Consider the following 16,676-nt stretch of genomic DNA (forward strand, 5'->3'; position numbering starts at 1 on the left):
AAGGCGCGGCGGGGCCTTCGCTATGCCGGGACCAGCTCCGGACGCACCATCTCACGTGCGCGCTCGTAGAGGGACTGAGCCTCGTGGTTGCGCAGATGGGGCCGGACCAAAGTGAACATGTCGGTCATTCGTTTGTCGATGCGCCCCGAGTTGACCAACGGATAATCGTCCAGCGCCCGCCCCCAGGTGTGGCACGCCGCTTCCAGGTGCCCTACGGCCAGTTGCCGTTCGGCAAGGATCGCCCGCTCTTTGACGCGTGTGCGCCGATAGACGCCGTACCGAAGCCGGTCCGACTCCTGGAGAGCCGCCACAGCCCCGTGCGCGTCTCCCATCTCGTAGCGGACCTGGCTGGTGTGGTAGTTCAGCGACGCGGGATCGTAGGAGCCGAACACCTTGCCCCGGGACTCGGCCTTGTCCATGGCCACCTCGGCTTCCTGGAGGTACATCAGCGCGGATCGCCGGTTCCCGACGTGCGCGGCGGCGTGCGCCTGCTGCCCGACGAGGAAGGCGCGCATGCGTGGCCCGGCCTGCGGGGAGGACGCGGCAGCGGCGTCCGCGAGCCTCATGGCCAGCGGACCTTGACCCAGATCCACCGCTTGCACGCTCATGCCCCGCAGCGTGGTGCAGAACGTCAGATGGTCTTCCGACGCCCCCGCGAGTTCCAGGGCTTTCCCGTAGTACCGCTGTGCGAGGCCGTGCAACCCCTCGTCCACCGCCATGTATCCGGTGAGGTAACAGAGGTCGGACGCGGCGGACATCATCGCTTTCCGCACGTCCTCGGGTCCGTCCGTCCGCAGGAAGGGGGCGACGGTGTTCACCAGGAATGTCGCGGCGAGAGGGCGAGCGGTCCGGCCCCCGAACTGGTCGTCCATCGACGAGAGTTGTTCTGTCATGGCCGTGACCGTGCGCACGTCGGACATGCCTATGCGAGTCCGGGAACCTGTGTGCGCGGCCTCCATGCGCCCCACCACGTCGGGCCAATCGGGAATGGTGACGGCGACGGAAAACAGTGCGACGCTCAACACACCACGGCGCGACGGGTCCATGTCCAGCCGGCCAAGGTCCATGATTCCGTCAAACGTGCTGGACGCCCCGCCCTCCGTCCCGGCCCGGGGGGGTTGGAAACCTGCGTCCGCATGCGTGACGGGTCGCCCGAGTCTGCGGGCGAACGCCTCCAGGATCAACGGCCGCACATCGTCACGGGGCATGCCGCCGCCCAGCCACTGGTGCACGGACGGCGCTCGGTAAGCCTTCGGGGTGCCTCGTTCCGTTCCCACCCGGTTGATGGCCTGCGCGCATTGCCGCAGGGTCCACCCGGTCTCGCGGAACAAACCCTCCAGTGCGGTGTTCGGCTCGCTGGTGCCCACGATCGGTTCAACTCCCTGTGCACGACGCCGTTGAGCGCTTAACGCTCTTAATCATTGTGCGCTTCCCAACAGTACCGCTGTGCGTGATCACGCGGTTGCCTAGAGCGAACAGCAGGAACGCTTCGAGGAAGGCGAGCGCGTGGTCACAGAGCCGGAACCACCCTCTCTGGGGGTAGTCATGGTCGATACGAGCCGATCCGGTCGGGTCGGGGAGTTCCGTGGACGGTCGGGCCCGTACTGGGCCCTGCGGCCGCTCGGCGGGGGCCGGGAATGGGAGGCCGAGCCGACGATAGTGCGACCGGCCACCCCTGAGGAACGCATGCGCGCCGGAGTGGCGCGGGACAACGCGAGAAGCCGGGGACGTGCACGGTGACCGCGAAACAGCACCCCGTACGGGTAGAGCAGACAGACGGCTGCCCCGTGTGCCTGGATCACGAACTCGCCGAGAATGAGGCCGAGTCCGCCGGTGACCTGAGCCGGGCGACCGATTGGCGGGTCCTGCGCCGTCGTCACCAGGCCGAGGCGCATCCAGGGGGCGGCCATGGCGCACGATGACTTCGTCGTTCCGCTCCCGCGCCGGGTCGGAGCGCTGGTCCTGGTCCGTGATCCGGGCGGCGCCGTGCTCATGGTGAAGCCGGCGCACGGGGCGTGGCAGTTGCCCGGCGGCAGCGCGTACGGCGACGAGTCGGTCCCGGAGGCGGCGACGCGCGAACTGCGGGAGCAGACCGGCCTCCGGTGCGTTCTTCGCCGTTACTTCGTGCTGGACCACGTGCGTGCCGACTTCGGGAGCCGCGAACCCTGCGGGCTGCACGTCGTCCCCGACGGCGGTGTCGTCAGCGCCACGGACGCCGCCCGCGTACGGATTCCCGACGCCGCGACGGACGACGTGTCCGGCCTCCGCCGGATGCCCGTGGACCAGCTCCACTCGCTGTATCCCCTGCACCAGGAACGGCGCATCCGCCAGGCCGTGGACGCGAGCGACCGGGGCTCCGGACTGCCCCTGCTGGTGGACGGCGAACCCTTCGCCCACGCGGGCCGATCCGGCTGACGCCGATTCCGCCTGGTCGCCGCCGCCGTTGAGGCGGCGGTGATCGGGCAGGGTCGCACATCTGCAACGCCACACGGGAGGAAACGCACAATGACGACGCTCAACGCAGCGCCCGCCCGCTCGCCGGTATCCAGTCTCTGCGGACGGTGCACCCGTGGACGAGCTGCCACCCTGCCGAACAGCGACCTCGCAGGCTGCGTGCTCGCGCGACACTTCCCGGCGGGCAACGTGCGGGAAACGCCGCTCGCCGAGCTGTTCGGCGGAGCAGCATGGCGGGACCTCTCCGCGCGTATCCGCTTCCTACCCGCAGCGCGTGCCCACCGGACGGTTCCGGGGACTGCGACCCCGCGAACACCGAAGCGTGCGATCCCGCTTACTGAGGACTGGAAGGCTCGCACCATGGATGGGGAAGAGAGAGCGGGCAGGCTCGCCCACCAAGTGGCGGAGCCGGATTCCCGATGGCTGGGCCCGGTGGCGACCGTGCCCCGACACCGGCTCGTCCCGCGCTGGTGGGAAGCGGACGGTTCGGGGGCGTGGGTTCTCCGCGACGGATCGGCCATCCCGGAAGCGTGGCTGCACGCGGCTCACTCGGACCGGTCCCTGGTCACCAAGGTAGGCACGCTCCACGCCGACCACGCACAGCAGGGGGACCATCCCGAGGGCGTGCCCACGTCGTCCGCCACACTGCCGAGCCTGGCGGTACGGATACTGCGACACGGGCGGCTCGGGGACGGGTTGTCGTTGCTCGACCTGGGCACCGGAGCCGGCGGGCTCACCGCATACGCGTCCGTCCGGTTCGGGGCCGAGAACGTGACGAGCCTGGACGTGGACCCGTACCTGACCAGCTCCGCCGGTGAACGGCTCGCGTCCATGGGCCACCACCCCGAGTTCGTCACTGCGGACGCGACGGAGCACGTGCCCGGTTCGTACGACCGCATCGTGTCCACGGTGGGGCTACCCGCCGGTCCGGGGCTCCGTCCGGCCCTCGCGGCACTCAAGCCCGGCAGACGCATCGCCACCACGCTCGGGCGAACCTGCCTGGTCGTGACCGGGTGGAAGCACGGGGACGGGGACGTGGTGGGGGCGGTCGAACGGGACATGGCCGGGTTCATGCCCACCCGGTCCGGCGATGATCACCCGCCCGCCCCCGTCGAGTTGTTCGCCCACGGCCGGACTGCCGAGGGAGGCGACCGCAGCACCGGCCGCTATCCCGTGGTGGACGTGGCGAACGCGTGGGAGCTGCGTTCCATGCTCGAAATAAAGGGCACCGGGTGTGGAACTCGCCTACCTGACCGGGGACCGCACACGCACCGTCGGCGGCGGCCGGTGCGGTGCGGCGGCATCGACCCGGCGAGGGCGGACCGGTGGCGGTTCTCCTGGGACACCGACCGCCACCGACCGCCACCGACCGCCACCGCCGGCCACCCCTCAACAGAACACACCCCGGCCGCATGAATGAAAAGATGACTATTCGGTTCGCCTCGCCGAAACCATTCCTCGCTCAATTCCCGCCGCACGGGCCGAGAATCTCCCACCCGAGAGCACATCGGACGTCCCCCGAAAGAGTTCCCTCTCTCGCTCCATACGAGGATTGAAGCCGCCGGAAAAGGAAAAGAATCATGCGAGCCCGGCCGGGGCCGCGGAGCGCGTGAACCGCCCGCCGGGTTCCGGTCGGCCCGTCCCCTTCCCTCCCTCACACCACCGCCGACGTGCGGCGCGCCGCTCCATGCGCCGGGCCCGGCGGCGACTCCCCCGCATACCGCCGACAGCGGCCGCTCCCCCTGCAACGGCGCAGGTCGGGCGGCCCGCACCCTCATCGACGGAGGTGACCGGGGTGCGCGAAGAAGAAGGACGTCCGATCGACGAAATCCAGTCGTCGGGCACGGTCCGGAAAGACCTCGGACCCCTGGCCCGCACCGAACACTTACGTACCCTGCTCCGCTCAGCAGCCTTTCCCCTCCTCTTTTCGGCCACGGTCGCCATGGCGGCCGGTTCGCTGGTCCTCCGATGGGACCCCGGCACGGTCAGTCCACTGTTTCTGGTATTCACCCTGCTTTATCTGGCCATTCTCGAAAGGGTGATTCCCCACCGTCGCACCTGGCATCCCAGCCGCGCGGAATGGCGCTGGTACGGCATCCATTTTCTGCTGACCATGGCCGCGAGCGCGGTGGCGCAGTTCCTGGTGACGGCCGCGGTGATCCGGGTGGCGCCGGCCGGGACGGCAATGCCGCTGTGGGCGGGGGTTCCCGGGGCGCTGCTGTGCGGTTCGCTGGCCGGGTACCTGGTGCACCGCCTGGCCCACACCCACCCCTTGCTCTGGCGGTTCCACGGCGTGCACCACGTCCCGCAGAAGGTCAACGTCGCCAACAACGGCGTCAACCACGTGCTGGACATCGTCCTCGCCCAGGGCGTCGTCCAACTCACCCTGGCGTTCGTCGGGTTCTCGGCCGAGGCCGTGCTCGCAGCGGGCCTCTTCACGACCGCTCAGGGCTATTTCGTCCACGCCAACATCGATGTGCGGCTGGGGCCGCTCAACCACGTTCTGGCAAGCCCGGAACAGCACCGGTTGCACCACAGTACGGATCTCACGGAGGCCGGGCACTACGGCTCCGACCTGTCGTGCTGGGACCACCTCTTCCGAAGCTTCACCTGGCGGCCCGGCCGTGAACCGGTCGCGGTGGGGCTGACCGATCCCGCCGCGTTCCCGAGCACCGACGAGATCGTCGCGACCCTCCTGCACCCCTGGCGCCCCAGCGCGAACCGCGACGCCAAGAACCACAACGGCAACAACCACGACCGCGGCACCGGCACCGGCACCACCGCCTGAACCGCGTCCCGGCCCCGTGGAGCCCGCCGCCTCCCGGCCCGTACCAGCGATGCGCGCGCCCCCGGAACACGCCCACCGACACCACCCCTGCGGCTGACCCGTGCGGCAACGCCCGCACCACCGAACCCACTTGAGGAGTGTGCCCTCGTGGCTGACTCGACGGACGACGCTTCCAGCGACGGCGCCCCGACCGGCGGCGCTTCGACGGACAGAATCGCGATCATCGGTATCGGCTGCCGGTTTCCCGGCGGCGCGACCGACCACCGGTCCTTCTGGCGGAATCTGGTGGACGGCAAGGACTGCGTGACGCCGACCCCGGCGGACCGCTACGACGTCTCCACCCTGCGGAGCGCGCACCGGGACAAGCCGGGCCGGCTGACCGGCGGCCGGGGCGGGTACATCGACGGCTTCGACGAGTTCGAGCCCGCCTTCTTCGGCATCAGCCCCCGCGAGGCCGACCACATGGACCCGCAGCAGCGCAAGCTCCTGGAGGTCGCCTGGGAGGCGCTGGAGGACGGCGGGCAGCGCCCCGCGGACCTGGCGGGCTCCAACACGGCCGTCTACGTCGGGGCGTTCACGCTGGACTACAAGATCCTCCAGTTCTCCGACCTGAGCTTCGGGACGCTGGCCGCGCACACCGCGACCGGCACGATGATGACGATGGTGTCGAACCGGATCTCGCACGCCTTCGACTTCCGGGGCCCCAGCCTCTCGGTGGACACCGCCTGCAGTTCGTCCCTGGTCGCCGTCCACCTCGCGTGCCAGAGCCTGGCCAGGGGCGAGAGCGACCTCGCGCTCGCGGGCGGAGTCCTGCTGCACATGGCGCCGCAGTACACCGTCGCCGAGACCAAGGGCGGATTCCTGTCCCCCGGTGGGCGGTCCCGCGCCTTCGACGCCGCGGCCGACGGCTACGTACGCGCGGAGGGCGTCGGGCTCGTCGCGCTCAAGCGGCTCGCGGACGCGATCGCGGACGGCGACCCGGTCCACGCGGTGATCATCGGCAGCGGGGTCAACCAGGACGGCAGGACCAACGGCATCACGGTGCCCGACGGGGATGCCCAGGCGTCCCTGGTGCGGCGGGTCTGCGCGGACGCCGGCATCACTCCGGGCGACCTCCAGTACATGGAGGCGCACGGCACCTCGACCCCGGTGGGCGACCCGGTCGAGGCCAACGCGCTGTCCCGGGTGCTCTCCGTCGGGCGGACGCCCGGCGCGCCCGTGTACGTCGGCTCGGTGAAGGCGAACATCGGGCACACCGAGGCGGCCGCGGGCATCGCGGGCCTCATCAAGACCGCGCTCGCCCTCGAACACCGGCTGATCCCGCCGCACATCAACCTGGAACGGATCAACCCCGCCATCGACCGCGACGGCTCCCCCTACGAGTTCCCCGACCGGGTGACCGACTGGCCCGCGCACGAGGGACCGGCCCGCGCCGGGGTGAACTCCTTCGGCTTCGGCGGCACCAACGCCCACGTGGTCCTGGAGGAGGCACCCACGGCGCCGGCCCGTCCGGAGCGAGGGACCGGCACCGGAGCCGCGCCCGACGCCGCAACCACAACCGACACCGACACCGACACCGACTCCGACGCCGACGCCGACGCCGCGAGGGAAGCCGCCACCCACACGGACGCCGGAACGGAGACCGGTACGGACTCCGGTACGGACTCCGGTACGGACTCCGGTACGGAAGCCACGCCTCGGCCCGGACCCGCGACGGGCCGGAGCTGGAGCATCCTGCCCCTGTCCGCCCGCCACCCGGACGCACTCCCCGAGCGGGCGGAGGCGATCCGGACCGAGCTCGCCGGCGGGGTGGACCTCGCGGACCTCGGGCACACCCTGGCGCACCGGCGCCAGCACCTGGAGTCCCGGCTGTCGGTCGTGTACTCGTGCCGGGAGTCCCTGGACGAAGGGCTCGCCGCGTACCTGCGGAACGAACCGCATCCGCGGGTGATCCGCGGGAGCGCGCCGCCCTCCGGAGGGCGGTCGCCGGTGTGGGTGTTCACCGGGATGGGCCCGCAGTGGTGGGGCATGGGCCGCGGGCTGCTGGCGGACGAACCGGTGTTCCGGGAGACGGTCGAGGCGTGCGACCGGGAGATCCGCCGGATCGCCGACTGGTCCCTGCTGGAGGAGATGGCGGCCGACGAGGACGTCTCGCGGATGTCGCAGACGTGGCTGGCGCAGCCCGCCAACTTCGCGGTGCAGGCCGGACTCGCGGCGCTGTGGCGGTCCTACGGCGTCCACCCTGCGGCCGTCGTGGGCCACAGCACCGGTGAGATCGCCGCCTTCTACGAGGCGGGCGTCTACTCCCTGCGGGACGCGGTCGGGATCGCGGTGCACCGCAGCCGTCTCCAGCACACATTGGCGGGGACCGGCGGGATGCTCGCCGTCGGCCTGCCGGAGGACGGCATCGAGCGCCGGCTGCGGCACCACGGGGACAGGATCTCGGTGGCCGCCGTGAACAGCCCCGGAGCGGTCACCCTGGCCGGGGACGAGGGCGCGCTGGCGGCGCTGGCCGAGGAACTGCGGGCCGAACAGGTCTTCACCCGGTTCCTCGCGGTCGAAGTTCCCTACCACAGCGCGGAGATGGACCGGATCAAGGACAAGCTGCTGGCGGCACTGGGCGATCTGGATCCCCGTCCGGCGCTGGTGCCGGTGCACCTCACGGGGCGGGAGGGCGTGGCCAGGGGCCCGGAGCTGGACGCCGGGTACTGGTGGCGCAACGTCCGGGACCGGGTCCGTTTCCGGGCGGCCGTCGACCGTCTCGCCGACGACGGGCACCGTCTGTTCCTGGAGATCGGCCCGCATCCGGTCCTCGGTCACGCGATCCGGGAGTGCCTGGCGGACGGCGGCCGTACGGCCGTCGTGCTGCCGTCCCTGCGGCGCGCGGAGGACGAGTCCGCGTGCTTCGCCGCTTCGTCGGCCCAGTTGCACAGCCTCGGCGTCGAGGTCGCCTGGGACGTGCTCCAGCCCGCGGGCCGGCCCGTGGCGCTGGCGCCCTACCCGTGGCGGCGCGACCGCCACTGGACGGAGCCGGCGGTGGTCGCCCAGGTCCGTCGCGGTCTGCTCGACCATCCGCTGCTGGGCCGTCGCACCGACCACGGCGACCCGACCTGGCAGGCCGCTCTGGACACCGAGCGGCTGCCCTACCTCGCCGACCACCGCATCCAGGACACCGTCGTGTTCCCGGCGGCGGGCTATCTGGAGATGGCGGCCCAGGCGGTCCGCTCCCTCGGCGGCGACGGCACGGCGGCGGTGCTGACCGACGTCGAGCTGCGCAAGGCGCTGTTCCTGTCCGAGGAGGAGACCAGGACCGTGCAGGTGTCGCTCTCGCTGGAGAGCGGCGACTTCACCGTCGCCTCCGCGCCGGACGGCGCCGACGCGGAGCGGACGGTGCACGCGTGCGGTGTCGTGCGTGCCGTCCAGCGCCACGCCCCGGTCCCGCCACTGGACGCGGACGCCGTGCGGGGGCGCGCCGTCCGGCGGTTGGAGGGGGCGGAGGTGTACGCGGGGCTGTCGGCGCTGGGCTACCACTACGGGCCCGCGTTCCGGGCGGTGCGGGAGATCTGGATCGGCGACGGCGAGGTCCTGGCACGGATCGCCCCGCCGGCCGGGATCGGGGACGACGCGGCCCGTCACCACCTGCATCCGGTGCTGCTGGACGCCTGCTTCCAGTCCCTGCTGACCCCGCTGATCCCGGTCCCCGGCACCCCGCCCGCCCCGGCCGGCATGCGGCTGCCGCTGTCGATCGCCGAGGTGGCGATCGGTCCGGTCGGCGACCGGCCGCTGTGGGTGCACGCCACGGTGACCGGGCAGGACGGCGACGAACTGGTCGGAGACCTGTCCCTGTACGCCGAGGACGGATCGGCGCTCGGCCGGTTGCGCGGTTTCCGGGCGGCCGACGTCGAGAAGGCGTCGGCCGCCGTCTCCCGAGCCACCGTCGACTCCTGGCTCGTCGAGCCCCGGTGGGTGGACCTGCCCCCGGTCGCGGCTCCGGAGCCGGCCGGCGTCCAGGACTGGCTGCTCCTCACGGACGGCGGTGGCGGTGTGGCGGACGCCTTCGCGGAGCTGGTGACCGCCCGCGGCGACCGCTGCCGGACGGTCCGGGCCGGCACCTCCTTCGAAGGGGCGGACAAGGAAGGGGTGTTCACGCTCGTGCCGGACCGGGCCGGCCACTGGGACCGGCTCTTCGCGGCGCTGGACGAGGAGGGGCGCCCGTTCCGGGGGACGATCGTGCACCTGTGGAACCTCGACCTGCCGCCGCTCGACGCGTGCGGGGGCCGGGAAGGGCTCGCGCGGGCCGCGGGCACGGGAGCGTACTCCCTGGTGGCGCTGGCCAGGACGCTGGCGTCGCGGGCGGACGGCGGACGGCTGCACGTCGTCACCCGCGGGGCGCAGCCGGTGGCGCCGGGCGATCCGGTCGAGCCGTCGCCGGCCGCCGCCTGGGGGGTGACGCGGGTGCTGCGCCATCAGGAACTGGGCGCCTTCCGGGGCAAGCTGATCGACCTCGACCCCGGACGGGCGGCCGGCGCGGCGGGGGCGCGTGACGACGCCGGGGCGCTGCTGCGCGAGTTCGGCTCCGACGACGAGGAGGAGATCGGGCTGCGCGGTGACCGCCGGGCGACCAGCCGGCTGCTGCCCGCCGACAGGCTGACCCGGCCGCTGCCGGTCCGGCTGCGGGCGGACGGCGCGTATCTGGTCACCGGGGCCTTCGGGGCGCTCGGCCGGCTGCTGTGCCGGACGCTGGCCAAGCGGGGCGCCCGCCGGATCGTGATGATGGGCCGCACCGCGGTCCCCGCACGCAAGGACTGGCCGGAGACCGACCCGGAGTCCGCGCCGGGCCGGGCGGTCGCGCTGCTGAGGGAGCTGGAGGCGCTCGGCGCGCAGCCGGTCCTGGCGACGGTCGACGTCACCGACGAGGACGCGTTCCTCGGGTGGCTGGCGGCCTACCGGGACGGTGGCGGCGCGCCGCTGCGCGGGGTGTTCCACCTGGCCGGGCGGGTCCGGGACCGGGTGCTCGCCGAGATGGACCGCGAGGCGTTCGACGCCGCGTACGACCCGAAGGCGGTGGGCGCCGCGGTGCTGGACCGGCACCTGCGGGACGAACCTCTGGAGCACTTCGTGCTCTTCGCCTCGATCGCCTCGCTGCTGACGACGGCGGGGCAGACCAACTACGCGGCGGGCAACGCGTTCCTGGACGCGCTGGCCCACCGGCGCCGGGCCGGGGCGCTGCCGGCGCTGAGCCTCGACTGGGGGCCGTGGGCGACCGGCATGATCGAGGATCTCGGCCTGGTGGACCACTATCTGCACAGTCGCGGGATGAGTTCGCTCGCCCCGGAGGCCGGGATGCGGGTCCTGGAGCGGGTCCTCGGGCAGGACCGGGCCCAGTTGGTGGTGGCCACCGTGGTCGACTGGCCGGTGTTCCTCGCCTGGTACGACGCGCCGCCCCCGCTGGTCGCCGCACTGGCGGCCGCCGCGCGGGAACACGCCCCCGAGGGCGGCAGCGGATTCCTGGACGCGTTCCGGGCGGCCGACGCCTCCGGGCGGCTCACCCTGGTGACCGACCGGTTCACCGCGCTGGCCGCCGCCGTGCTGCGCTCGCCCGCCGGGGCGGTCGACCCGGCGGCCGGTCTCGGTGCGCTGGGGCTCGACTCGCTGCTCGCGATGGAGCTGCGCGCCAGGACCCAGGCGGAGGTGGGCGTCGCCCTGCCGGTGGTCGCGCTGCTGAGCGGTACCCCCGTCCGCGAACTGGCCGGCCTGCTGCACGACGGACTGGCCGAGAAGCTGGCGGCCGACGGCGCGGGAGACGGCGCCGGTGCGGTCACCCTCTTCACCGATCCGGACGACCACCCGCTGACGCAGAACCAGAAGGCCCTCTGGTTCCTCAAGCAGCTCAATCCGGACGGCTACGCGTACAACATCGGCGGCGCCGTGGAGGTGCGCGCCGAGATCGACCCCGACCTGATGTTCGAGGCGGTGCGCCGGCTCGTCGTCCGGCATCCGGCGCTGCGCACCAACTTCCATCTGGAGGAGGGCCGCCCGGTGCAGCGGACCACCGCGGGTACGGCTGTCGACCTGGCCCTGTTCGACGTGACCGGCCAGGACTGGGAGGAGATCCGGTCGGCCGTCGTCCGCGAGTACCGCGCACCCTACGACCTGGAGCACGACCCGCTCTTCCGTTTCCGGCTGTTCCGGCGCGACCGGGACCGCTGGGTCATCATGAAGGCCGTCCACCACATTGTCTCGGACGCCATCTCGACGTTCACCTTCATCGACGAGCTGTTCACGGTGTACGAGGCGCTGAGGCAGGGCCGGGAGCCGTCGCTGCCTCCGGTGGCCGCCCGCTACCTCGACTTCCTCAACGAGCAGAACCGCTTCCTGGCGGGGCCGGAGGCGGCGAAGATGCTCGACTACTGGCGCGCGCACCTGCCCGCCGAGGTGCCGCTGCTGGACCTGCCGACGGACCGGCCCCGGCCCGCGGTGCAGACGCACAACGGGGCCTCCGAGTTCTTCGTCCTCGACGCAGGGCTGGGCGCCCGGGTGCACGCGCTCGCACAACGGCATGGCGTCACCCCGTTCATGGTGCTGCTGAGCGCCTACTACCTGCTGCTGCACCGCTATTCCGGGCAGGACCACGTGGTGGTCGGCAGTCCGGTGACCGGCCGCACCCAGCAGGAATTCGGTGCGGTGTACGGCTACTTCGTCAATCCGCTCCCGCTGCACGGGGACCTGAGCGGGTCCCCCACCGTGGGCGAACTGCTCGACCAGGTCCGCCGGACCGTCCTGAACGGCCTCGACCACCAGGAGTACCCGTTCGTCCTGCTGGTCGAGGAGCTGGACCTCCAGCACGATCCGAGCCGTTCCGCCGTCTTCCAGGCGATGTTCATCCTGCTCACCCACAAGGTCTCCGCCGAGCGGTACGGATACCGGCTCGACTACATCGAACTCCCCGAGGAGGAGGGCCAGTTCGACATCACGCTGTCGGTGTACGAGGACGAGTCCGACGGCAGCTTCCACTGCGTGTTCAAGTACAACACCGACCTTTTCCTGCCGGAGACGGTGCGCCGGATGGCGTCGCACTACGTCCGGCTGCTCGACGGTCTGACCGGTGCGCCGGGCGAACTCCCCACGTCCCGGCTGGACATGCTGGGGCGGGAGGAGCGCGCCGAGCTGCTCGGGGAGTGGAGCGGCCGGTCGCAGCTCTCCCCGGCCTGGACCGCACCGGAGGAGTTCCGCCCGGTGCAGCGGCTGATCGCCGACGTGGCGGCGGCCCGCCCGGAGGCCGTCGCCGTCTCGGCGCCCGGTCTCGGCGGCAGGACATGCGGGACACAACGGCTGACCTACGCGGAGTTGGAGCGCCGGGCGCAGTCCGCGGCCCGGGGGCTGCGTCTGCGGGGTGCGGGGCCGGGGCAGGTCGTCGGGATCTGCCTCGACAAGTCGCCGGAGCTGGTGGTCACCCTGCTCGCGGTGCTGAAGACGGGCGCGGCCTATCTGCCGCTCCACCCCGACCAGCCCGCTGACCGGGCGGCGCGCGTGCTGACCGACGCCGGCGCCGAACTCGTCGTCGTCGACGGCCACCGCACCGCGTGGGCCGAGGCGCTGCCGGCGGCCGTGGTGACGCCGGACGCCCTGCGCACGGCGGAGCACGACGGTCCCGCCCCGTGCGCGCGGCCTGCTCCGGACTCCCCCGCCTACGTGATCACCACCTCGGGGTCCACCGGCCGTCCGAAGGCGGTGCGGGTCGGGCACGGCTCACTCGCCGCGGCGTACCACGCCTGGCGCCGCGCGTACCGGCTGGAGGAGGACGTGTCGGTCCACCTCCAGATGGCGGAGCCCTCGTTCGACGTCTTCACCGGTGACCTGGTGCGCGCCCTGTGCTCGGGCGGCACCCTGGTGCTGGCCGACCGCGACCTCCTCTTCGACACGGCCCGGCTGTACCGCACGATGCGGACGGAACGGGTCGACTGCGCGGAGTTCGTGCCCGCGGTGGTGCGGGGTCTGATGGACCACTGCGAGCGGGAGGGGGAGCGCCTGGACTTCATGCGGCTGCTGGTGGTCGGCTCGGACGCGTGGAAGGTCGCCGAATACCGGCGGCTGGGTGACCTGTGCGGACCCGGCACCCGGGTCGTCAACTCGTACGGGGTCACCGAGGCGACCATCGACAGCGCCTTCTTCGAGGGGCCGGTGGACGATCTCGATCCCGGCCTGATGGTGCCGATCGGCAGGCCGCTGCCGCACACCGTCCTGTACATCCTCGACGCGCACGGCGATCCCGTGCCGGCCGGGGTGGCGGGCGAGCTGTGGATCGGGGGCGAGGGGCTCGCGCTCGGATACGCGGGCGACCCGGAGCAGACGGCCCGCCGGTTCGTCACCCGGTCCCTGGGCCGTGACGCGGACTCCCCGCCGGCGCGGCTCTACCGGACCGGTGACGTGGCGCGTTGGGACGCCCGGGGGCGGGTGCATCTGGTCGGGCGCAGTGATGGTCAGGTCAAGCTGCGCGGGCACCGCGTCGAGATCGGGGAGGTCGAGTCGCACCTGGCGGGACGGCCCGGTCTGGCGCGGGCCGTGGTGGTGGTCCGCCCGGACGCCGCCGGCGAGCCCGCACTGTGCGCCTACGTCGTGCCCGAGCCGGGCGCGACGCTCGACCGCCGGGCGCTGCGCCGCCACCTCGCGGACGCCCTGCCCTCCTACATGGTGCCGTCGTCGGTGACCGAGCTGCCCGCGCTGCCGCTCACCGCGCACGGCAAGGTCGACGTGGCCGCGCTGCCGGCGCCGCGCACCGGCGACCTGCGGGAGGCGTACGAACCGCCGGTGACGCTCTACGAGACGACGACCGCCCGGCTGTGGGAAAGGCTGCTCGGGGCGGAGCGGCCGGGCCTCGGGGACGACTTCTTCGAGTGCGGCGGCAGCTCCGTCAAGCTGATCGAGCTCCTCCACCACCTGCGGACCGAGTTCGGCGTCGCCGTCCCCGTCAGCCGCCTGTACCGGGTCACCACCCTCAGGGGGATGGCCGCGGCGGTCGAGGACCTGGTCACCACCACGCCGGCCGACGAACTGCCCTTCCTGGCCTTCAATCCGGACCGGGAGCCGCCGCTCTTCTGCTTCCCTCCGGCCGGCGGCCACGGCCTGGTCTACCGCGGCCTCGCCGCGCGACTGGCGGAGTACCGGGTCGTGGGATTCCACTATCTGCCGGGCGACGACAAGGTACGGCGCTACGCCGACCTGGTGGAGCGGGAGCAGCCCGCGGGCGCCTGCCTGCTGCTCGGGTACTCGCTCGGCGGCAACCTCGCCTTCGAGGTCGCCAAGGAGCTCGAAGCACGCGGTCGCACCGTCGGCCACGTGGTGGTGCTCGACTCGCTGCGCACCGTGAAGTCGTACGAGCCGGACCCCCGGGGGCTCGCCGCCTTCGAGGCGGAACTCGCCCTGCACCTGCGCCGGCACACCGGGTCGGAGATCGTCACCCGCACCGCGCTGGAGCACGCCGCCGAGTACCTGGCGTTCTGCGGCCGTACCCCCAACTCCGGTGCGGTGGGGGCGTACGTGAGCGTCGTGACGGACGAGGAGAAGACCGCGCTGCACGCCGTCGGCACACCCGGCTCCTGGCACGGCGCTTCCACCCTCGGCACCCGTGTCCGGCGCGGCTCGGGCACCCACGCCGAGATGCTCGACCCGGCCCACCTGCCGGCCAACGCGGCGCTGGTGCGGGACCTGCTGACCGAGGGGGAACACCGTGCGCGATGACGACGAGTCCGACTGGGTCCGACGCGAGCGGACCCCCGGCAGCCCGCCCCGCGTGATCGTCGTCGGCGCGGGCGTGGCGGGCCTGTCGACCGGTGCCTACGCGCAGATGAGCGGGCTGCGCACGCGGGTGTTCGAGAAGCACGTGCTGCCGGGCGGCTGCTGCACCGCCTGGTCCCGCGACGGCTATCTCTTCGACTACTGCATCGAGTGGCTGATCGGCACCGCCCCCGGCAACGACGCCCACCGGGTGTGGCGCGAGCTCGGCGCCCTGGACGGCAAGACGATCACCGACTTCGAACTGTTCAACCGGGTCGTCGACGAGGACGGGCGGTCCGTGACGTTCTACAACGACCCGGACCGGCTGGAGGCGCACCTGCTGTCGGTGTCGCCGGCCGACGCGCGGCTGATCCGCTCCTTCTGCCGGGACCTGCGGCGCTTCGTCGACATCGAGCTGTACCCGTTCCTGACCGCGCCGGACCTGCGGACCGTCCGGGAGCGTGCGGCGACGCTGCGCACCGTGCTCCCTGCGTTCCGCCTGTTCTGGCGGACCGCGGCGACACCCATGCACCGGTTCGCCGACCGGTTCGAGGACCCGCTGCTGCGCAGGGCGTTCCGCAACATCTTCTTCCAGGACCCGGAGGGCTTTCCGCTGCTGCCGTACCTGTTCAACATGGCCGCCGCCCACCACGGCAACGCGGGCTTCCCGCAAGGGGGTTCGCTCGGTCTGGCCCGGTCGCTGGAGGAGCGGTACACCGGGCTCGGCGGCACGGTGACCTACCGTGCCCGGACCGAGGAGGTGCTGGTCGAGAACGACCGGGCCGTAGGAATCCGGCTGCGCGACGGCAGGACGTACTACGCCGAGCACGTGGTCGCCGCCTGCGACGGCCGCACCGCGGTGTACGGGCTGCTCGGCGGCCGGTACACCGGCCCCCGGATCGACCGGCTCTACGACGAACTGCTGGGGCGGCCCGGCACCCTCTTCCCCGCCGTGGTCTCGGCCTTCGTCGGCATCCGGGGCGACCTCCCCGCCGGGGACGCCCACAGCACCACCTACCTCCTCCCCGCCGACGACGCCGCCCGGCTGCCCGGCGCGCTCCAGCACAGCCTGGTGGTCCAGTTGCGCTCGCGCTACGCGGACGGGTTCGCCCCGGCCGGGAAGTCCGTCGTCCACTGCACCTACTTCAGCGACTACGCCCACTGGCAGACGCTGCGCCGCACCGACCGCAGGGCCTACCGGGCCGAGAAACGGAAAGTGGCCGCGTTCGTGCGGGACTTCCTGGAGCGGCAGTGGCCCGGCGCCGCCGGACGGATCGAGCTGGTGGACGTGGCCTCGCCGGCCACGACCCGGCGCTACACCGGGAACCACGACGGTTCGATCCTGGCCTGGAAGGCGTTCTCCGACGCGGACGACGTGGCGGCCGACCTGGTCGGCAAGGACCGGATGCGGCTGCCGGGGCTGAGCGGCTTCTCGATGGCTGGCCAGTGGGTCGGGATGGGCGGCCTGATCCGCGCCGCCTCCACCGGGAGGTTCGCCGTGCAGTACCTCTGCGCCGAGCTCGGGATTCCGTTCCGGGCCTGGGAGAGCACCGCCACCGAGCCCTGGCACGCCGGGAAGCTGGGACGGCTCCCCCAGCTCGACCGGTGGTCCTCCCGAGAGGGGGCGGGCGCGTGACGAGGCGGAGGAAGGGGCCGGCGG

The 16,676-nt window shown here is 72.5% G+C and carries 7 protein-coding genes; 6 read left to right on the top strand and 1 reads right to left on the bottom strand.

The annotated features are described in order from the left end of the window. Positions 1–20: 20 nt before the first annotated feature. Positions 21–1,367, bottom strand: coding sequence for a tetratricopeptide repeat protein (locus Q0994_RS15180; RefSeq protein ID WP_299534445.1), 1,347 nt, complete (start codon positions 1,365–1,367; stop codon positions 21–23). A 178-nt stretch (positions 1,368–1,545) separates the two neighbouring features. Between Q0994_RS15180 and Q0994_RS15185 the strand changes: the two genes are divergently transcribed. From Q0994_RS15185 to Q0994_RS15210, 6 genes are all read left to right on the top strand, one after another. Beyond that, complete coding sequence (locus Q0994_RS15185) at positions 1,546–1,740, top strand: hypothetical protein (RefSeq protein ID WP_299534447.1); 195 nt, start codon at positions 1,546–1,548, stop codon at positions 1,738–1,740. A 168-nt stretch (positions 1,741–1,908) separates the two neighbouring features. Then, the gene (locus tag Q0994_RS15190; RefSeq protein WP_299534450.1) at positions 1,909–2,415 is read left to right on the top strand and encodes an NUDIX domain-containing protein; all 507 of its coding nucleotides are present in this window, start codon (positions 1,909–1,911) and stop codon (positions 2,413–2,415) included. 399 nt (positions 2,416–2,814) lie between these two features. Then, on the top strand, positions 2,815–3,870 hold the full coding sequence (locus Q0994_RS15195) for a methyltransferase domain-containing protein (RefSeq protein ID WP_299534452.1): 1,056 nt from the start codon (positions 2,815–2,817) through the stop codon (positions 3,868–3,870). 412 nt (positions 3,871–4,282) lie between these two features. Continuing rightward, positions 4,283–5,242 (top strand): sterol desaturase family protein, encoded by a 960-nt coding sequence (locus Q0994_RS15200; RefSeq protein WP_299534856.1) that lies wholly within the window; start codon positions 4,283–4,285, stop codon positions 5,240–5,242. A 147-nt stretch (positions 5,243–5,389) separates the two neighbouring features. Beyond that, the gene (locus Q0994_RS15205; protein WP_299534455.1) at positions 5,390–14,980 is read left to right on the top strand and encodes a non-ribosomal peptide synthetase/type I polyketide synthase; all 9,591 of its coding nucleotides are present in this window, start codon (positions 5,390–5,392) and stop codon (positions 14,978–14,980) included. Next, the gene (locus Q0994_RS15210) at positions 14,970–16,652 is read left to right on the top strand and encodes an NAD(P)/FAD-dependent oxidoreductase (protein WP_299534457.1); all 1,683 of its coding nucleotides are present in this window, start codon (positions 14,970–14,972) and stop codon (positions 16,650–16,652) included. Before Q0994_RS15205 ends, Q0994_RS15210 begins: the two co-directional genes overlap by 11 nt. Positions 16,653–16,676: the final 24 nt, after the last annotated feature.

The sequence above is a fragment of the uncultured Streptomyces sp. genome, from assembly GCF_947488945.1.
Lineage (GTDB): Bacteria > Actinomycetota > Actinomycetes > Streptomycetales > Streptomycetaceae > Streptomyces.